Here is a 19458-nt window from a genome sequence, read left to right on the forward strand (position 1 = left end):
TCAGGCCCCGGGCGCCGCGCGTTCCGCCAGTGCCCGCAGGTGCCGTACCGCCTCCGCCGGGTCGGCGGCCCCGTACACGGCGGTGCCGGCCACGAACGCGTCGGCGCCGGCCGCCGCCGCCTGCTCGATGGTGTCGGCGGCGATCCCGCCGTCCACCTCGATGCGCAGCTCCAGGTGCCCGGCCGACGCGTGCCGCCGGGCCGTCCGCACCTTCTCCAGGAGCTGCGGAATGAACCGCTGCCCACCGAAGCCCGCCTTGATCGTCATGATCAGCAGGGTGTCGAAGCTGGGCAGCAGGTCCAGGTAGGGCTCGATCGGGGTGTCCCGGTCGATGGCCAGGCCCGCCTTCGCGCCTGCCGAGCGCAGGTCCTTGGCGAGCGCCACCGGGTCGTCGGACGCCTCCGCGTGGAAGGTGACGTTGTACGCCCCGGCGTCGGCGTACCCGGGGGCCCACCGGCGCGGGTCCTCGATCATCAGGTGCACGTCGAAGGGCATCGCCGTGACAGCCCGCAGGCTCTGCACCACGGGCAGCCCAATGGTCAGGTTCGGCACGAAATGGTTGTCCATCACGTCGACGTGCAACCAGTCCGCGGCGTCCTCGACGGCACGGACTTCTTCGGCGAGGCGGGCGAAATCGGCGGCCAGGATGCTCGGCGCGACGATCGGCGGCGGTACGGTCACGGGGCCAGTGTACGAACGTGGCCACCCGCCACCCGCATCGCGGCACCTTTGGGGACGCCCTGTGACCCAGCAGTGACCATTGGTGCAGAATTGGACGCTCCGGGCCCCCGAATCCGGACGAACAGACATCAGCCACTGGCCGATCGACGGAAACGCGACGACACTCCAACCGGGACGGTGCCGTAAGCTGCACGCCCGCCGGGGTCTCGCCGCGGGGCGCGGCGACCGGCCGCCAGCTCCCGGGAGGGCGGACGATGCGACGGTGGCTTCCAGCGCTGGCGCTGGCCAGCGTCACGACGATGCTGCTGGCCGGCTGCGCGCCGGCGCGAGGCGCGGACGGTGATCTCACCGACGACTGGCCGACGCTGCGGGTTCCCAAACCGTTCACCCCCGCCACCGACACCTGCCTGCCACGGATCACCACTGTCGTGCAGGCCAGCACGTACGAGACGGTGGACTGCGCGCGCAACCACCTGGCCGAGGCCATCCACGTCGGCACCTTCGTCGGGCCCGACGCGCTGACCGAGGCCCGACCGGAACCCGGATCGCAGGCGCTGCGCACGGCTCGCGCCGAATGCGACCAGCGGGCCCGGGAGGTGCTCGGCGGCGACTGGCACACGGCCCGACTCGCGCTCTCCCTCGCCTTGCCGTCCGCGCCCGCCTGGGCCGGCGGCGCCCGCTGGTACCGCTGCGACCTCAGCGAGACCGGCAGCATCGACAACACCCGCCCGGTCAACCGCACCGGCAGCCTGCGCGGCGCGTTGATCGGCGACACGCCCCTGACGCACCGCTGCTTCGACCCCAAACTGATCGGCGACAACCTCAACTACATGGCGCCGGTGCTCTGCACCGAGCCGCACCGCGCCGAGTTCGTGGGCGTCTACGACGAGCGGGACATCAGCTGGGCGGAGTTCGCCAAGTCCGCCGAGCAGGCGCACCGGCGCTGCATGGCGCTGATCGCCGAGTACGCGGCGGTACCCAACAACAGCGAGCTGCCGTACCGGGCCGGGTCCATCTACTACCCGCCGTCACAGCGGGAGTGGGAGGAGGGCGACCGTGGGGTGCGCTGTTTCCTGTGGAGCGACGACCGCAAACTCACCCGCTCGATGCGCGACGTCGGCCCGGAGGGACTGCCCGCGATCTGAGCATCAGTGCCGTATGCTGCTGCGCCGTGGCGCAATCGACCGGCTGGGTCCGGTCGGGGGCCAGCAGCGGCGGGAGGTCGGGATGCGACGGTGGTTGGCGGCGTTCGCCGGGGGTGGGGCGCTGGCCCTGGCGCTGGCCGGGTGCGGCGCACCCGCCGGGGTCGACCGTGACCTCACCGACGACTGGCCGGCACCCGTCGCGGCGCAGCAGTTCGTCCCCTCCGCCGACGTCTGCCACCAGAGCTCCCAGCAGGTCGGCTTCCTGACCGGCTACAACCCGACGGCGTGCACCGAGGCGCACCGGGTGGAGACCATGCACGTGGGCACCCTCACCGGTCCGGGCGCCGAGGCCGGCACGCCCCCGCAGCCCGGCTCGGCCGGCATGCGGGCCGCGCAGACCGGATGCGACACGGCGGTCAACAAGGCGGTGGGGGCCGACTGGCGTTCCGGGCGGCTCGGCCTGACCGTCGTCCTGCCGTCGCCGCAGGCCTGGTCGGGCGGCGCCCGCTGGTACCGCTGCGACGTCACCGAGATCGCCAGCATCGACGACACCGCTGTCGACCTGCGCACCGGCAGCCTCCGGGGCGCGCTGTCCGGGCCGGCCCCGCTGGCGTACCGCTGTTTCAACCCGAAGCTGGTCAAGGACGACATCGACGAGATGGTGCCGGTTTCCTGCACGGCCAAGCACCACGCCGAGTTCGTCGGGGTGTGGCAGGCGCCGGACACCAGCTACGCCGAGTTCACCCGCGGCACCAAGCGGACCCACCGGGCCTGCCAGACGATGATCGCCAAGTACGCCAAGGTCCCGGACAACTCCCAGCTCGACTTCCGCGCCGGCACGATCTACTACCAGCCGTACGAGGAAGAATGGCGCAACGGGAACCGGGGCGTGCAGTGCTTCCTCTGGATCTCCGACCGGAACCTGACCCGCTCGATGAAGAACGCCGGCACCAAGGGCCTCCCGGTCACCTAGGCCTCCCGATCACCTAGGCCTGCGGAAGCCCGGTCGCGCAGAGCGTGAGCGCACGCGTCCGGCCGGTCGGCTGACCGGCCGGACGCGTCGAACGGATCAGCCTCGGCGCAGGACGGCGAGGAACATCGCGTCGGTGCCGTGGCGGTGTGGCCAGAGCTGCACTGTCGGCCCGTCACCGAGACCGGGCATGCCGGCCGGCAGCAGCGGACGGGCATCCACGAAGTCCACCGGAACCCCGCTACGGCGGGCCGCCTCGGTCACCGTCACGTGCGTCTCGACGGTGTGCGGCGAACAGGTCACATAGGCGACCAGGCCACCCGGGCGGACCGCCCGCAGCGCCGCGCCGAGCAGTTCCCGTTGCAGCCGGGTCAGCGGCGGCAGATCGGACGGCTGGCGACGCCAGCGTGACTCCGGCCGACGACGCAGCGACCCCAGTCCGGTACACGGCGCGTCGACCAGCACCCGGTCGAAGTGCTGCTCCGGCAGTTTCGGGTCGCCACCGACCTCACGGCCGTCCATCGTCAGCACGGCCACCGGCAGATCCCGGGTCGCCAGGGAGACCAGCCGAGCGCGGTGCTCGGCCACCTCCACAGCCGTCACCCGGGCACCCCGCTGCGCGGCCAGCGCGCCGAGCAACCCGGCCTTGCCACCAGGGCCGGCGCACAGGTCCAGCCAACGTCCGTCCGGGCCGTCGAGCGGCGCGTCGGCGAGCGCGGCGGCCACCAACTGGGAGCCCTCGTCCTGGACGTGGGCCCGGCCGTCGACCACCGCCGGGATGTCGCCCGGCGAGCCGCCGGCAAGATAGACGGCGTACGGCGAGAAAGCACCGGGCGCACCGCCGACCTGGTCGGCCAGCTCGACCGGGTCGATCAGGCCGGGCCGGGCAGCCAGGTGCACCGGCGGGCGCTCATTGTCCTCGATCAGGAGGCGCTCCGTCTCACCCAGATCGCCACCGAGCGCCTCGGAGAAGGCCCGCACGATCCACTGCGGGTGGCTGTACGCCAACGCGAGGTGCCCGACCGGGTCGGTCTCCATCGGCGGTGCGAGCTTCGCCACCCAGGCGTCCGCGTCACGGGTGGACACCTCCCGCAGCACCGCGTTGGCGAAACCGGTAGCGCCCGGTGCTACCGAACGGACCAGGTCCACGGTCGACGAGACCGCGGCGTGCGGCGGCACCCGGGTGTGCAGGAGCTGGTACGCCCCGAGCCGCAGCGCGTCGCGTACCGGCGGGTCGATCCGGGCCACGTCCCGGCCGGCCGCGTCGGTCAGGATCGCGTCCAACGTGCCCAGGTGGCGCAGGGTGCCGTAGGTCAGCTCGGTGGCGAAGGCCGCGTCCCGACCGAACAGCCCCTCCTCCCGCAGGATGATGGGCAGCACCAGGTTGGCGAACGCGTCGTCCCGGTGCACCGCCGCCACCGCCTCGTACGCGGCGCGGCGCGGTCGGTCCATCGGTGGCCGGACCGGGCGGCGGTCCCCGCCACGGCCGGTCGACGGGCCGGAGCGCGTCGGTCGGGTTCCCTCCGGTGCCGTCACGCGAAGTCCTCTCCAGTGCCGACCCGGACGCCGCGCGCCCAGTCGGTCGCGTTCATAGCCCGCTTGCCCGCGGCGCGGACCTCGCCGAGACGTACCGGCACTGTCGCCGTGCCGGCCAGCACCCGGGACTTCTCCACCAGCAACTCCCCCGGCTTGAGCTCGGGGCCGTCGGGCACCGGGACGACCGGGCCGAGCTTCACCCGCTCGTCGCGGAACGTCGTCCAGCCGCCCGGCGCGGGTGTGCAGGCCCGGATCCGCCGGTCCACGGCGAAGGCCGGGTCGCTCCAGCGCACCCGCGCGTCCTCCACTGTCAGCTTCGGCGCCAGCGACACCCCGTCGGCCGGCTGCGGCTCGGCGCGGGCGGTGCCCTCGTCGATCGCGTCGAGCACCGCCACCAGCAGCCCGGCGCCGGAGTCGGCGAGCCTTCCCAGCAGGTCGCCGGAGGTGTCGGTGGCGCGGATCTCGTCGGTCAGCGTGCCGTAGACCGGGCCGGTGTCCAGGCCCTCCTCCAGCTGGAAGACGCTGGCCCCGGTCAGCTCGTCACCGTGTAGCACGGCGTGCTGCACGGGCGCGGCGCCACGCCAGGCGGGCAGCAGGGAGAAGTGCAAATTGATCCAGCCGTGCCGGGGGATCTCCAGGGCCGCCGGCGGCACCAGCGCGCCGTAGGCGACCACCGGCACGCAGGCCGGCTCCAGCTCGCGAAGCCGGTCGAGGAACTCCGGGTCGCGGGGACGGGCCGGGGTGAGCACCTCGACGCCGTGCTCGTCGGCCCACGCGCCGACCGGGGAGCGGGACAGGCCCCGTCCACGCCCGGCGGGCGCGTCGGGCCGGGTCACAACGGCCACCAGCTCGTGTCGGGAGGCGGCGACGGCGGCCAGGGCGGGAACGGCGACGGCCGGCGTACCGGCGAAGATCACGCGCATCCGGGTCAGCGCCCCAGACCGAACGGGTCGCTGATGTGCGGGCTGAGCTTGACCGTGGGCGGGGCTGCCCCGTCGTACCACTCGGCCTGGCGGATCGCCTTCATGGCTTCCTTGCGCCCCTCCGGGTCCAGTCGGTCCAGAAAGAGCACCCCGTCGAGGTGGTCGGTCTCGTGCTGCACGCAGCGCGCCATCAGGCCGGTGCCGACGATCTGCATCGGGTCGCCGAACGAGCTGAAGCCCTTGGCGATGACGTTCTGCCGACGCTTGGTGTCGAAGTAGAGCCCGGGGATGGACAGGCAGCCCTCCGGGCCGTCCTGCTCCTCCTCGTCGGGGAACTCCAGCACCGGGTTGATCAGGTGCCCGAGGACGTCGTCGACGTCGAAGGTGAACACCCGCAGGCTCACACCGAGCTGCGGCGCGGCCAGGCCGGCGCCGTTCTGCTCACGCATCGTGTCGGTGAGGTCGGCGACGAGCCGACGTAGCTCGGCGTCGAAATTGACCACCGGATCGGCCGGCGTGCGCAGCACCGGATCCCCAAACAGACGGATGGGCTGAACGGTCACGCGGGACGGCTCCTTCTTCGAATGGACGAGGGTGCCGTACCAGTCTACGGAGTGCCCGGCCGGACGCCGGGCGGCGCACCTCGCTCAACCACCGCCGGTGTGCCCAGCGTCACCGGCGGACTGCCCGGCCAACAGCTCCCGCACCCGCTCGGCGTCCGGGTGGCCGAGATCGTCGAGGATGACCAGGGCCCGCCGCCAGGTACGCGCGGCGCCGGCAGCGTCCCCCACCGCCTGCCGGCTCTCGCCGAGCCGGGACAGGGTGTCCGCCTCGTCGTAGCGGTCGCTGACCCGCCGGTAGAGCCCGAGGGCCCGTTGGAAACAGCGGATCGCCACCGGGTGGTCAGCCAGTCGGGCGTGGATGAAGCCGAGGCTGTCCCAGGTGTTCGCCTCGCCGTGCCGGTCCCCTGTCGTCCGCAGCAGCGCCAACGCCTCCCGGCAGTGCCCGAGCGCCGGCTCGTACCGGCCGAGCTGGGCGTACGCCCACCCGACCGCGTTGCGGGCGCTGGCCTCCCCGGCGACGTGCCCGGCGGCCCGGTACAGCGCCAGGGCCCGCTCGCTCTGTTCCAGGGACTCGGCGTGCCGGCCGAGCCCGTCGAGCATCGCGCCGAACGCCCGGTGGGTGCGCGCCTGGCCGGTGTGGTCGGTCAGCTCCGCGAAGATCGCCAGGGCCTGCCGGTAGTTCCTCGCCGCCTCGTTCACCCGGCCCAGCCGGGACAGCACCCTGGCGAGGTCGCGGTGGGCGTTCGCCTGCCCGGGTCGGTCGCCGGCCCGCTGCGCCCCGGCCAGGGCGTTGCGCTGGGCCACGGCCAGGTCCGGCCACCGCCCCCGGCGTTGCAGGAAGTCCACCAGTGTCCAGGCCAGCTGCCACGCGTGACCGTCGAACCCGGCCCGCCTCGCGTGGGCGACGGCCGCGAGCAGCACCGGATACTCGACGCTGAACCAGGCGAGCGCCTGACCGAGGTCGGTGATCTCCTCGGGCAGCACACCCGGCGCGGCGGCGGTGAGGGTGACCGGGTCCCGACCCGGTTGCAGCAGCAGTGCCGCCGCGTGGGCGGTGTGCAGGTAGTGGTCCAGCCCACGCCGGATCGCGGCCCGCCGGGCCGGCTCCGGTTCGAGACGTTCGACCTGCTCGGCCGCGTACGCCCGGAGCAGGTCGTGCGCGCCGAACCGACCGGGGGCGTGCTCGGTGACGAGGTGCGCGTGGGCCAGTTCGGCCAGCAGTCGGGGCACCTGGGCCCGGGGCAGCCCGGCCAGACTGGCCGCCGCGGCGAACCCGATGTCCGGTCCGGGATGGCAGCCGAAGAGCCGGAACAGGCGGGCCGCCGCCGGGGTCAGGCCCCGGTACGACCAGGAGAAGACGGCCTGCACGTCGGTGCCGGCGTCTCCTCCGTCGAACGAGTCGAGTGGCCGGGGCGCCGCCCGCAGTTCGGCGGCGAGGGCGGCCAGCGGGAACGTCGGCTTCTCCGCACCTCTCGCGGCGAGCACGGCCAGCGCCAGCGGCAGCCGCGCACACCGCTCGATGATCTCGTCCACCGCCTGCGGCTCGGCCGACAACCGGTCCGTGCCGAGCCTCCGGGCCAACAGTTGCCAGGCCTCGGCGGTGCTGAGCAGGTCGACGCCGATCGGCCGGGCGCCCTCGGCCGCGATCAGCCCGGCGAGCCGGTTGCGGCTGGTCACCAGGACCAGGCAGTTCGGGCTGCCGACCAGCAGGGGTCGGATCTGGTCGGCGTCGCGGGCGTTGTCCAGCAGCACCAGCATCCGGCGGCCGGCGAGCAGGCTGCGGTAGAGGCCAACCTGCGCGGGCAGGTGGGTGGGGATGCGTTCGGGCGGCACCTCGAGGGCCTCCAGGAAACCTCGGACCGCCTCGACGGCCGTCACCACCGTTCCGGTGGCGTCGAACCCGCGCAGGTCGACGTAGAGCTGGCCGTCCGGGAAGCGGTCGGCGACCCGGTGCGCGAAGGTGACAGCGAGGGTCGTCTTGCCGACCCCGGCCGTACCGGACAAGGTCATGACGGGGATCGACGCCATACCGTCGTTCCCGGGTGCCACGGCGCGAGCGCATTCGGCCTCGAGCTGGGCGAGTTGGGTCGCCCGCCCGACGAACCCGGGCAGCGCCGGGGGCAGCTGACGGGGTATCGGGAACCGGGGGGACGTGGTGCCGGCGCGCGGGCCGCCGACCCCCGCCCGCGCGACCGCCCGCCCGCTGGTCGCGTGCTCCCGGTTCGGGCGTCGGCGTCGCTCTTCGACCCGGTCCCGCGCGGTGGCCAGCACCCCCTGTTCGGCGGGGCTGGCCCCGAGCAGTCGGATGAGGACGTCGAACCGCTCCGGTGGCGGCAGGATGTTGCCGGCGAAATACTCCCCGATGATCCCGCGTGACCAGCCGGTCTTCGCGGCCAACTGTCGGTACGTCAGCAGGGTCTCGCCCTGTTGCCGGGCCTCGCGGCGGCGCAGCTGGCGCAGCAACCCGGCCAGCTCGGGCAGTGTCTGTGTCTCGGTGCAGACGCGGACCAGCTCGGCTGACCCGTGTGACGTCTGATGAGTGCCGGACGGTATCCACTGCTCAGACATGCGACCCCCACCCCGGTCATCCGGCCCCCCGGATGCGCACGGGCAGGGTAATTCCGGCCCCACGCCGATCGATAGACGGCTGCCAATGTATGACAGTTCCACTACGGACAGTCGCCCCGTCCAACAGTGTCCAGCGGTGTCCAGTCCCGTCCAGGATCCGCCCCATGGCGTCGACGCCCCTGCCACCGTCCTGGTGCGGGCACGGCCCGCTCCACGACCCCTGGGGGAAGAGGTACCAGATGATCCGTCCACACCCGACCACCCGGCGCCCCGTGGCGATGCTGCGTCGCGTCGCCGTCACCGCGATCAGCCTCACGCTGCTGGCCGCCGGCCTGACCGCCACACCGGCCACCGCCGCACCCGCGGGCAAGGCCCCCGCCACCGGATCGTTCATCGACAGCACACCGGTGCCCGGCGGCTTCGCCTCCTGGTCGGAGCTGCTCCGGGTGCAGCAGCGGATGAACAACGCCGCCGCCCAGATCACGAACGCGGCGCAGCGCAGCGCCAACTCCGGCTTCGCCGGCATCGTCGCCGACCCCACCACCCGCCACCTCCAGGTCTACTGGAAGGGTGAGCCGCCGGCCAACCTGGTGGCCAACGCCCGGGCCACCGTCGCCACCAAGGTGCTCCCCGCCGCGTACTCGCAGCGGGAACTCATGGTCGCGGCCGACCGGCTGCGGGCCGCCGCCGGGGACAAGATCACCACGGTGGGGCCGCGCGCCGACGGCGCCGGCCTGCTCGTCGGCACGCAGGACGGGCTGCTCGGCGCCACGGCCATGGCCGGCGTGCCGGTGACCGTGCAGACCAAGGTCGCCGCCGCGCCGGCGACCCGATGGGACGACACGGCGCCGTGGTGGGGTGGTGCCGCCTGGCGCAACGCCAACACCGGCGGCGGCTGCTCGACCGGCTTCGGGGTCTTCCAGGGCGGGTCCGCGCGGATCCTTTCCGCCGCGCACTGCGGCAACATCAACAACGCCGCGACCGACCCGACCGGGCAGTCGATGGGCATCGTCGGCACCCGCAACGCCGGCACCGACACCCTGCTGCTCTCCGGCGCCGCGGGCGGCCGGGTCTTCAACAACAGCACCGCCGCGAACGGCGACGTGGTCAGCGAGTTCAGCAACCAGGTGATCGGCGCGTCGGCCAGCCAGGTCGGCAACTGGGTGTGCACCTCCGGCGCGTACTCCGGCACCCGCTGCTCGATCCAGGTGAAGGCCCGCAACCTCTGCATCAACGTGCGCGACTTCGGCCAGGTCTGCGGGCAGGTCCAGGCCGAGAACACCCTCCACAGCAACGCCGTCGGCCAGGGCGACAGCGGTGGCCCGGTGGAGATCGTGAACGCGGCGAACACGCTCCAGGTCTGGGCCACCGGCACCAACACCGCCATCGACGACACCTTCACGTCGACGGCCTGCACCGGCTACATGAAGACCGGCCGGGTCTGCGCCTGGCGGTTCTACTACGAGGACATCTTCTCCGGCATGGCCGGTGTCGGCGCCTCGGGCGTCATCCTCGGCTGAGCCGTCTCGGCGACCGCCGTACGACTCGGTGGCCGGGCCGGCGCGCGTACCCCGCGCGTCGGCCCGGCCTCGCTCAGACGCCGGCGGCCGGGTCCCCCGCGAGCACCGCGTCGCCGCGGAGCAGCGCCGGCTCGGGCAGCGGCAGTTGGATCTTGTGAGCCGCCTCCCAGTCGTAGATCAGGCCGGGGCGCACCTGGGCGGCGAAGTAGTCGATCGCCGTCATCCCGCCCACCACCGGCTCGTCGACCTCGGCGACCAGCTGGGCGGGGACCAGGGAGAACCCGTTCTGCAGAGCGGCGCTGAGGCGGCGATGGCCGTCGACGACGAAGAAGTACTCGCCGGTGAACCCGATCTTCAGCGGTTCGAGGGCCTCGTCGCCGGCCTCGGCCACCCCACCGACGAAGTCGGTGTCCCACAGACCACGCAGGGTGGCGATGTCCTCGGTCGGGTAGACCCGGGCCGGGTCGAGCAGCAGCAGCGGCGGCCCGTCGCGCAGCACCTCGGCGCCGAGCGTGCCCTCGTACGCGGCCACGATGTGCTCGATCACCTCGGCGGCGGACGCCCGGGTGGTGTCACAGATCAGGTCATAGTTACGCAGCCGGGCCTTGTCCACCCCGTAACGGATGATGAACCGACTGCGCTCGCTGGCGCTGCGCTCCCGGAGCTTGGCTTTGGCCTCCTCCAGCGAGGCGTAGCTCTCGGCCGGCCCGGAGGGGCGGGCGAGCACCCGGCGGGCCGCCTCGCCCGGCTCGGTGATCATGTGCACCTTGAGCGCGTCGGTGAAGAAGTGCCACGCCAGCCGGGAGTCCATGATGAGGGGCTCACCGGAGGCGGCAATGTCGCGCTGGAGCTGGTCCACGTAGCCGTCGACGGCCTGATCCAGCTCGGCGTGCAGGTTGAGCTGCAGCGCGGTCATCTGCCGCTGCTGCGCCATCTCCCGGTAGAGGTCCCCCACGCTGACCCGGCGCATGCCGAGCCGCTTGGCGATCTCGACCGACACGGTGCTCTTGCCGCTGCCGAGGTCGCCGTTGAAGACGATCGATTGTCCAACGGTCACGACTGGTCCACCCCTGATCACCGGCTCTTAGACATCATCGACCTCGCGCCCGACCGACGCGTTCCCGCCATCGTCGCGCCATCCCGCGACGGCCCCAGCTCGGCGTGGCTGACGCCCCCTCGAAACCTGGAGCCCGTCGTACGCCTTGGCATGACGGGCGATGCTACCACTCGGGCGCCACCGCTTTGCCGGACGCGGTGTGCGAGGGCCCCCGGCAGCGGGTGAGGTCCGCGACCGTCAGCACCGGCCGAAACACCTCAGAACAGGCTCAGCGGATCGACCTGGAGACGAACCGGATCGGCGGCCTTGCGAGCGGCCCGGACGCCGGCGGCCGAGTGCAACGCCTCGGCGAGCGCAGCGGCGCGGGCCCGGGGCACCCGGACCAACATCCGTTCCCGGCCCTCCTCGGCCGGCACCGGCCCGAGCACCTCGGCGTCGTCCGGCAGCCGAGCCGCCGCCAGCAGGTCCGCGACCGCCTCGGCCACCCCGGTGACGCTCGCCATCCGCACGGCCGGCGGGAAGCCCAACTCGCGGCGCTCGGCCAGCTCGCGGCCGGCGAACCAGCCGGCGTCCCAACGCAGCAGCGCCTGCACCGGGGCGAGCGCGCCGTCGGCGACCACCACCACCCGACCGGCCGGCGCCGGGCGGGCCAGCGCCGCCGCCGCCAACCAGCGGCGCAGCGACTCCTCGCCGGCGCGCAGGTCGGCCCGGGTCAGCAGGGCCCACGAGTCGAGCAGCAGCACCGCGCCGTAGCCGCCCTCGGCGACCGGCTCGGCGCCCGGGGTGGCCACCACCAGGGCCGCGCCGCCTGGCACGTCGGTCAGCACCTCCTCGCGCCCCGAGGTGCGCACCGGCACGTCGGGGAACGCCCGGCCGAGCTCCTCGGCGGTCCGCCGGGCGCCGGTCACCGCGGCCCGCAGCCGCCGCCCACCGCACTCCGGGCAGGCGTACGCGGCCGCCACCCGGGCGCACCACCGGCAGGCCGGGGTACCACTGGCCGAGGGCAGCGCGAGCGGGCCGGCGCAGTGCGCGCAGCGGGCCGGGGTGCGGCACTCGGCGCAGGAGATCGACGGGATGTAGCCGCGGCGGGGCACCTGCACCAGCACCGGCAGGTCCTGGCGGAGCGCGTCGCGGGCAGCCGTCCAGGCCAGGCTGGGCAGCCGGGCGGTGGCGGCCCCGGGGTCGCGGGCCAGCTGCGGGTCGTCCCCGGTCGGCGCGATGACCGGAATCCGCGCCCGCACGGTGGCCCGGTCGGCGACCACCTCCGGGGCCCAACCGGTCTCCACCAGCAACTGCGCCTCGGCCGTCCGGGCGTACCCGCCGACCAGCGCGCCGGCCTCGGCGAGGTGGGCGCGGGTGAGCAGAACGTCGCGGGCGTGCGGGTAGGGCGCCCGGGGCTCGGAGTGCAGGTCGTCACCGTCGTCCCAGACGGCGACGAGGCCGAGCCGGGCCACCGGGGCGAACATCGCCGCCCGGGTGCCGATCACCACCGGCACCTGGCCACGGCGAGCGGCGAGGAACGCCCGGTACCGCCGGGCCGGGCCGAGAGCGGCGGAGAGGCTGACGTGCCGCCCCGGGCCGAGGACGCCGGTGAGAGCCGCGTCGAGACGGTCGAGGTCACGCGCGTCGGGCACCACGACCACGGCGCCGCGCCCACCGGCGACGGTGGCCGCCACCGCGTCGGCGTACCGGGCCGCCCAGTCCTCACCGGGCAGCGCCGACCAGACCGCGCGGGGCGCCCGGCCGTCGGCGAGCGCCCGCAGCAGAGCCGGACCGGTCGGGTAGTCGCGCCACCCGCGCGGGTCGACCGCCCCGATGGGGGCGGCCGGGGTGGGCGGCTCGTCGTGGGGCTCCTTCTCCACCCGCGCGTGCCGGGGCGGCACGGCGAGCCGGAGCACGTCGGCGAGGCTGCCCGCGTACCGGTCGGCGACCGCCCGGGCCAGCCGGGCGACCTCCGGGGCCAGCACCGGCTCCGGGGACACCACCTTCTCCAGGTACGCGAGTCGGCCGGTGTGCCCGGAATCGTCGGCACGCGACAGCAGCCACCCGTCGACGAGTTGCCCGGCGAAGCGCACCTTCACCCGGGTACCGGGCACCGCCACCTCGTCCAGCTCCGCCGGCACCAGGTAGTCGAACGGCCGGTCCAGGTGCGCCAGTCCGACATCCACGCAGACGCGCGCGACCGGCGACCCGTCCGCGGGTCGCCGGTCGCTGCGCTTGGTGGCGGTCAGGCTCCCGCGGCCGACTTGAGGTCGGCGGCCCGGTCGGTGCTCTCCCAGGTCAGGTCCGGCAGCTCCCGGCCGAAGTGGCCGTACGCGGCGGTCTGCTGGTAGATCGGGCGGAGCAGGTTGAGGTCCCGGATGATCGCGGCCGGCCGCAGGTCGAACACCTCGGTGACGGCCTTCTCGATCGAGGACACGGGCACGGTCTCGGTGCCGAACGTCTCGATGAACAGGCTCACCGGGTGCGCCTTGCCGATGGCGTAGGCCACCTGCGCCTCGCACCGCTCGGCCAGACCGGCGGCGACCACGTTCTTGGCCACCCAGCGCATCGCGTACGCGGCCGAGCGGTCCACCTTGGACGGGTCCTTGCCGGAGAACGCGCCGCCACCGTGGCGGGCGTACCCGCCGTAGGTGTCGACGATGATCTTGCGGCCGGTCAGTCCGGCGTCGCCCATCGGGCCGCCGATCTCGAAGCGGCCGGTCGGGTTGACCAGCAGCCGGTAGCCGTCGGTGTCCAGGCCGAGGCTCTCCAGCTCCGGGGCGATCACGTGGTCGCGCACGTCCGGGGTGAGCAGCGAGTCCAACGAGATGTCGGCGGCGTGCTGGCTGGACACCACGACGGTGTTCAACCGGACCGGACGCAGCCCCTCGTACTCGATGGTGACCTGGGTCTTGCCGTCCGGCCGCAGGTACGGGATCGTGCCGTCCTTGCGCACCGCCGAGAGGCGGCGGGCCAGCCGGTGCGCGAGCGCGATCGGCAGCGGCATCAGCTCGGGCGTCTCCGAGCAGGCGAAGCCGAACATCATGCCCTGGTCGCCAGCGCCCTGCGCGTCCAGCGCGCTCTCCGACGCTCCGGTGCGCAACTCGAAGGCGTTGTCCACACCCTGCGCGATGTCCTCGGACTGCGCACCGATGGAGACGCTGACCCCGCAGGAGGCGCCGTCGAAGCCCTTCTTCGACGAGTCGTAGCCGATGTCGAGGATGGTCCGGCGGACGATCGTCGGGATGTCGGCGTAAGCCTTGGTGGTCACCTCACCGGCGATGTGCACCTGACCGGTGGTGATCATGGTTTCCACTGCCACGCGGCTGTGGGGGTCCTCGGTCAGCAGCGCATCGAGGATGCCATCGCTGATCTGGTCAGCGATCTTGTCCGGGTGGCCTTCCGTGACCGATTCGGACGTGAAGAGACGGCGTGTCACGGCACTCCTAAGCGTATGAAGTCGTTCCGCGGAAGTTTAATCACCACTGCGGTCCGTGTCGGGTTCGGTTGTGCTCTGTTCCACCCGTCAGGAGCCACCAGGCAGCCGCGCTACGACGAGATCCCAGACGGCGTCGGCCACAGCTTCCTTGGCCTGCTCGGGCAGCCGGCTGACCGAGCCGTCCGCGCCGATGACCGTCACCGTGTTGGTGTCGGCGCCGAAGACCAGGTCCGGACCGACCTCGTTGATCACGATCAGGTCGGCCCGCTTGCGGGCGAGTTTCGCCCTACCGTTGGCCTCGGCATCGCCGGTCTCGGCGGCGAACACCACCAGCACCTGCCCTGGCCGTTTGCGCTGGCCGAGCTCCGCCGCGATGTCCGGGTTCGTGACGAGCTCGATGGTGGGTGCGACACCGTCGTCCGACTTCTTGATTTTGCCAGTCGCGTACGTCGCGGGCCGGAAATCGGCCGGCGCCGCCGCCATCACCACCGCGTCGGCCTCGACGGCGGCCTTGACTGTCGCCTCCCGCAACTCGGCGGTGGTGCCCACCCGGATCAGGTCGACCCCGGCCGGGTCGGCGAGGCCGACGTTGGCCGAGATCACGGTGACCCGGGCACCCCGGGCGACAGCCGCGCGGGCGAACGCGTACCCCTGTTTGCCCGACGAGCGGTTGCCCAGGAAACGCACCGGGTCGAGAGGCTCGCGGGTGCCACCGGCGGTGACCACCACCCGGCGACCGGCCAGGTCGGCGGGGGCGGAGTCGCCACGGGCCAGCAGCCGACCCGCGACGGCGAAGATCTCCGCCGGGTCGGGCAGCCGGCCCTTGCCGGTGTCGGCGCCGGTGAGCCGGCCGACGGCGGGCTCGATGACCCGGACCCCACGGGAGCGCAACGTGGCCACGTTGGCCACTGTGGCGGGGTGCTCCCACATCTCGGTGTGCATGGCCGGGGCCAGCAGGACCGGGCAGCGGGCGGTCAGCAGGGTGTTGGTCAACAGGTCGTCGGCGAGGCCGTGGGCGGCCTTGGCGAGCAGGTCGGTGGTGGTCGGCGCGACCACCACCAGGTCGGCCTGCTTACCGAGCCGGACGTGCGGCACCTCGTGGACGTCGGTCCAGACGTCGTCGGCGACCGGTTGACCGGAGAGCGCGGCCCAGGTCGGCGCTCCAACGAAGCGGAGCGCCGACGCGGTTGGCACCACCCGAACCCGGTGACCCGATTCGGTGAAGAGTCGCAGCAGCTCGCACGCCTTGTAGGCGGCGATGCCGCCACCGACCCCGAGGACGATCGAGGCGGACATCGGCCAGCGGGGGCTTACGGCTGGTCGGTCGGCTCGGCGGTGAGCAGGCCCGAGTTGATCTCGCGCATGGCGATGGAGAGGGGCTTCTCCTGCGGGGTGGTCTCGACGAGCGGGCCGACGTACTCCAGCAGACCCTCACCGAGCTGGCTGTAGTAGGCGTTGACCTGGCGCGCGCGCTTGGCGGCGAAGATGACCAGCGCGTACTTCGACGTCGTCTTCTCGAGGAGCTCGTCGATCGGCGGGTTGGTGATGCCTTCGGGGTTGGCGATGGATCCCACGAATTAACCTCTGCGTCTTTCGAGCCGCGCGGACGCGGTGCTGAGTCTCAACGGCGGCCGACCGTCAGCCACGCACGCGTGACCAGGCCGGATCCGGATAAGAAGAACCGAGTAAGCCTACCAGCTCCTCAACCACCCGTTCGGTGTGGTCGTGGGTCAGCGCGTACGCGACGGTGGCGGCCACCGTGGCGTCGGGCGCGTACCCGGGTGGGCTCAGCAACACCAGCCGGGCATCGGGCAGGCGCGCCCGGACCAGCGGGACGCCGCGCAGGTCGAGCGGGAGCAGCACCGGCTGCCCGGCGTCGAGCCGGGCGCGCAGCGGTGGGTACGGGGTGCCCCGGCGGTGCGAACCGATCCGGGACCACTCCAGCAGCTCGCCGTCGACGATCCGTCGATCGAACTCGGCGGGTGCGAGGAAGACGCGGTCCACCCCGTCGATCTCCGACTCCCGGCGCGGCCTGGTGGTTGCCGCGACCGGGATCCACACGGACGGAGAACGCGCCCGGACGAGCTCGACGACACTCTCCCTGCCGGAACCCGAAGGTCCAGCCAGGACAGTGAGCCGAGCCGCCGGGCGCGCCTCGTCATCCGTGCTCACTGCTTGTTTCTACACGCTGCCAGGTTCAGTTGGCGGCGAACTCTCCAAGCAGTGCCTTGCGCTGCTGCTCGCCGAGGCCACGCAGGCGACGGCTGTCGGCGATCTTGAGCTTCTCCATGATCTGGGTCGCCCGGATCTTGCCGATGCCCGGCATGGCCTGCAGGACGGCCGACACCTTGAGCTTGCCAACGACGTCGTCGCTCTCGGCCCGCTCGAGGACAGCACCGAGGGTGGTCTTGCCCTGCTTGAGCTGCTCCTTCAGCTGAGCACGGGCCTTGCGGATCTCCGCGGCCTTCTCGAGCGCGGCAGCGCGTTGTTCGGGGGTCAGTGACGGGAGCGGCACCAGTTCTCCTCAGGTCCCTATCGCGGCGGGCGGGGCGCACCGCCGCATCTGTGAAACGTGGTGTCGCTGTGAACCAAGGGGTCCATGGTTCCCAGCGCGGGGAAAACTAGCGGCCAACGGAGCTTTCGGCAACGTGGGGGCCGCATGATCACCGTAGAGTGACCGACCCGTCAGTCAGTCACCGGGCAGGCAGAACGGCCCGGCAGTCGACCAGAACGCGGTCCGCGGCGACCCGCAGCGCAACCACATCAGGGCCTGCCGAGAGCACTTCCCGGGAGTACGACGGGAGCACCGAGGCGAGGCTCGAACCGAAGACGGTCCGCAGATCGGCCGCACCGGCACCCTGCGCGCCGAGCCCCGGAGCGAGCAGTGGGCCGCCCACACCGGAGAGGTCGTGACCGGTGTCGCCGATGGTCGCGCCGACCACCAGACCGAAGCTCCCGAGTGGGGACGCACCCCTGTTGAGCTGGGAAATCTCGTCGATCACGGTTTGCGCCACGGTGCGGCCGTCGGCCGTGACGGCCCGCTGCACGGCGGCACCCTCGGGGTTGGAGGTGAGGGCCAGCACGAACACGCCGCCGCCGTGCTCGGCAGCCAGTTCGAACATCGGCGCCAGCGAACCGACCCCGAGGTAGGGGCTCGCGGTGACCGCGTCGACATACATGGGGCTGGATGGATCAAGGTACGCGGCGGCGTACGCGCTCACCGTCGAGCCGATGTCGCCGCGCTTGACGTCGAGCAGAACGAGCGAGCCGGCATCCCGTAACTGTCGGATAGTTGACTCAAGAATCGCCACACCTCGGGACCCGAACCGCTCGAAAAAGGCCGACTGAGGCTTGACTACCGCAACCCGGTCACCGAGGGCTTCCACCACGGTTCGGCTGAACCGGTCGAGCCCCTCGACGTCGTCCGGGAGGCCCCACTGAGCCAGCAGACCCGGATGCGGGTCGATGCCCACACAGAGTGGGCCCCGCTCGGTGATCGCCCGGTGCAGCCGGGTACCGAAGCTCTCCATCGGAGTGTTCCCCTCTTCTCGTCCGGGCGGCTGACCCGCCCGGGTAACCCGTCGACCCGGTGGCCGGGCCGACTCAGCCAGCCGCCACCGCCGCCGCCACCCCGGTAGCGATCCGGGCCACGTCGGCATCGTCGGTGACGTACGGCGGCATCGTGTAGATCAGGTCGCGGAACGGGCGCAACCACACCCCCTGGGCGACCGCGGCAGCCGTCGCCGCGCCGAGGTCGACCTCGTGATCGAGCTGGACCACGCCGATCGCGCCGAGGACCCGTACGTCGGCCACGCCCGGCGTGCCGCGCAGAGGCTCCAGACCGGCGCGCAGGCCGGCACCGACCCTGGCGACCTGCCCGGCCCAGTCTCCGGCCCGCAGCAGCCCGATGGAGGCGTTCGCCACCGCGCAGGCCAACGGGTTGCCCATGAACGTGGGCCCGTGCGCCAGCACACCGCTCGTCGAGATGCCCCGGGCGACCTCCGCGGTGCACAGGGTGGCCGCGAGCGTGAGGTAGCCGCCGGTCAGCGCCTTGCCCACACAGAGCACGTCCGGCGTCACCCCGGCGTGCCCGGCGGCGAACATCTCGCCGGTACGGCCGAACCCGGTGGCGATCTCGTCGAAGATCAGCAGAATTCCGTGCGCGCGGGTCACCTCGCGCAGCACCCGCAGGTAACCCGGGTGGTGGAAGCGCATCCCGCCGGCGCCCTGGACGACGGGCTCGACGATCACGGCGGCCAACTCGTCGGCATGCCGCTCGACCGTCTCCACCAGCGCCGCCACGTACCCGTCGTCCGGCGGATCGGTGAAACCGCCCGGCGGCACCGGGGCGAACACCTGCCGGGGCAGCACGTCGCCCCACAGGTGGTGCATCCCGCCCTCCGGGTCGCAGACGCTCATCGGATGGAAGGTGTCGCCGTGGTAGCCACCCCGCCAGGTCGCCAGCCGGCGCCGCTGGGGCCGCCCGACGGCCCGCTGGTACTGCAGGCACATCTTCACCGCCACCTCGACGCTGACCGAGCCGGAGTCGGCCAGGAACACGTGCTCCAGGCCGTCCGGGGTCAGCTCGACCAGGGTCCGGGCCAGCCGCACCGCCGGCTCGTGGGTGAGCCCGCCGAACATCACGTGGCTCATCCGGCCGAGCTGGTCGGTCACCGCCGCGTCGAGCACCGGGTGCCGGTACCCGTGGATCGCCGCCCACCAGGACGACATCCCGTCCACCAACTCCCGCCCGTCGGCCAGGGTGAGCCGTACCCCCTCGGCGCCGCGCACCACGTAGGGCGGGTTGGCCGGCGGCAGCGCGGCGTACGGGTGCCAGACGTGCGCCCGGTCAGCGGCCAGGATCTCCTCGGGTGTCACGCGTACTCCTCTGCGCCTCAAGCGGTCCGGACGGCGGACGTCCTGCGGCCGGGTCGAACCTCTCCGCCGCCGCCTCCCCCGCCGTGGCCGCCGCTTCCATTTCCGCCGCCTTTGCTCTGCACCCGCGGATGCGCCATCCGGTGGCGGCCGCCTGTCGCGCCCCGAGTGGTGCACCCACGGGTGCAGAGCAAAGGGG

Annotated in this window: 17 protein-coding genes; 3 read left to right on the plus strand and 14 right to left on the minus strand. The window is 72.9% G+C overall.

Going from position 1 to position 19458, the window contains the following annotated elements; translation table 11 throughout:
* Nucleotides 1-681: a ribulose-phosphate 3-epimerase gene (gene rpe, locus ABZU43_RS26530; protein ID WP_238671589.1), complete on the minus strand. Its 681-nt coding sequence runs from the start codon at nt 679-681 to the stop codon at nt 1-3.
* A gap of 254 nt (nt 682-935) precedes the next feature.
* Between rpe and ABZU43_RS26535 the strand changes: the two genes are divergently transcribed.
* Together ABZU43_RS26535 and ABZU43_RS26540 are read left to right on the plus strand one after the other, a co-directional pair.
* Nucleotides 936-1826, plus strand: coding sequence for a septum formation family protein (locus tag ABZU43_RS26535; protein WP_355009182.1), 891 nt, complete (start codon nt 936-938; stop codon nt 1824-1826).
* A gap of 82 nt (nt 1827-1908) precedes the next feature.
* A complete protein-coding gene (locus ABZU43_RS26540) occupies nt 1909-2799 on the plus strand; it encodes a septum formation family protein (RefSeq protein ID WP_355009183.1) in 891 nt (296 codons plus the stop codon).
* Nucleotides 2800-2895: 96 nt separating this feature from the next.
* Here the strand turns inward: ABZU43_RS26540 and ABZU43_RS26545 are convergent, their stop codons facing one another.
* The 4 genes from ABZU43_RS26545 to ABZU43_RS26560 form a co-directional block, all read right to left on the minus strand.
* Nucleotides 2896-4332 (minus strand): transcription antitermination factor NusB, encoded by a 1437-nt coding sequence (locus ABZU43_RS26545; protein ID WP_355009184.1) that lies wholly within the window; start codon nt 4330-4332, stop codon nt 2896-2898.
* Nucleotides 4329-5255, minus strand: a complete 927-nt coding sequence (gene fmt, locus ABZU43_RS26550; protein ID WP_355009185.1) for a methionyl-tRNA formyltransferase — start codon at nt 5253-5255, stop codon at nt 4329-4331. The genes ABZU43_RS26545 and fmt overlap by 4 nt, the downstream gene beginning before the upstream one ends.
* A gap of 5 nt (nt 5256-5260) precedes the next feature.
* The gene (def, locus tag ABZU43_RS26555) at nt 5261-5818 is read right to left on the minus strand and encodes a peptide deformylase (RefSeq protein ID WP_355009186.1); all 558 of its coding nucleotides are present in this window, start codon (nt 5816-5818) and stop codon (nt 5261-5263) included.
* 84 nt (nt 5819-5902) lie between these two features.
* Nucleotides 5903-8386 carry a tetratricopeptide repeat protein gene (locus ABZU43_RS26560; RefSeq protein WP_355009187.1) on the minus strand — a complete coding sequence of 828 codons (2484 nt, stop codon included), beginning with the start codon at nt 8384-8386 and terminating at the stop codon, nt 5903-5905.
* Between the two features lie 239 nt (nt 8387-8625).
* On the opposite strand from ABZU43_RS26560, the gene ABZU43_RS26565 reads away from it, so the two are divergent.
* The gene (locus ABZU43_RS26565; protein WP_355009188.1) at nt 8626-9906 is read left to right on the plus strand and encodes a hypothetical protein; all 1281 of its coding nucleotides are present in this window, start codon (nt 8626-8628) and stop codon (nt 9904-9906) included.
* Nucleotides 9907-9979: 73 nt separating this feature from the next.
* Here the strand turns inward: ABZU43_RS26565 and ABZU43_RS26570 are convergent, their stop codons facing one another.
* The 9 genes from ABZU43_RS26570 to ABZU43_RS26610 all read right to left on the minus strand — a co-directional run bounded on the left by ABZU43_RS26570 (nt 9980) and on the right by ABZU43_RS26610 (nt 19262).
* Nucleotides 9980-10963 (minus strand): AAA family ATPase, encoded by a 984-nt coding sequence (locus ABZU43_RS26570; RefSeq protein WP_355009189.1) that lies wholly within the window; start codon nt 10961-10963, stop codon nt 9980-9982.
* A gap of 257 nt (nt 10964-11220) precedes the next feature.
* The gene (locus ABZU43_RS26575; protein ID WP_355009190.1) at nt 11221-13131 is read right to left on the minus strand and encodes a primosomal protein N'; all 1911 of its coding nucleotides are present in this window, start codon (nt 13129-13131) and stop codon (nt 11221-11223) included.
* A gap of 59 nt (nt 13132-13190) precedes the next feature.
* Nucleotides 13191-14384, minus strand: coding sequence for a methionine adenosyltransferase (gene metK, locus ABZU43_RS26580; RefSeq protein ID WP_091401916.1), 1194 nt, complete (start codon nt 14382-14384; stop codon nt 13191-13193).
* Between the two features lie 87 nt (nt 14385-14471).
* On the minus strand, nt 14472-15680 hold the full coding sequence (coaBC, locus tag ABZU43_RS26585) for a bifunctional phosphopantothenoylcysteine decarboxylase/phosphopantothenate--cysteine ligase CoaBC (RefSeq protein ID WP_355009191.1): 1209 nt from the start codon (nt 15678-15680) through the stop codon (nt 14472-14474).
* A 14-nt stretch (nt 15681-15694) separates the two neighbouring features.
* Nucleotides 15695-15958, minus strand: a complete 264-nt coding sequence (gene rpoZ / locus ABZU43_RS26590; protein ID WP_030335666.1) for a DNA-directed RNA polymerase subunit omega — start codon at nt 15956-15958, stop codon at nt 15695-15697.
* A 64-nt stretch (nt 15959-16022) separates the two neighbouring features.
* Nucleotides 16023-16556: a guanylate kinase gene (locus tag ABZU43_RS26595; RefSeq protein ID WP_355009192.1), complete on the minus strand. Its 534-nt coding sequence runs from the start codon at nt 16554-16556 to the stop codon at nt 16023-16025.
* Nucleotides 16557-16581: 25 nt separating this feature from the next.
* Nucleotides 16582-16899, minus strand: coding sequence for an integration host factor, actinobacterial type (gene mihF, locus ABZU43_RS26600; protein WP_030335662.1), 318 nt, complete (start codon nt 16897-16899; stop codon nt 16582-16584).
* Between the two features lie 178 nt (nt 16900-17077).
* Nucleotides 17078-17914 (minus strand): orotidine-5'-phosphate decarboxylase, encoded by an 837-nt coding sequence (pyrF, locus tag ABZU43_RS26605; protein ID WP_355009193.1) that lies wholly within the window; start codon nt 17912-17914, stop codon nt 17078-17080.
* Between the two features lie 73 nt (nt 17915-17987).
* Nucleotides 17988-19262 carry an adenosylmethionine--8-amino-7-oxononanoate transaminase gene (locus ABZU43_RS26610; RefSeq protein WP_355009194.1) on the minus strand — a complete coding sequence of 425 codons (1275 nt, stop codon included), beginning with the start codon at nt 19260-19262 and terminating at the stop codon, nt 17988-17990.
* Between the last annotated feature and the right edge of the window lie 196 nt (nt 19263-19458).

The organism is Micromonospora sp. NPDC005205 (assembly GCF_040608275.1).
Classification (GTDB): Bacteria; Actinomycetota; Actinomycetes; order Mycobacteriales; family Micromonosporaceae; genus Micromonospora.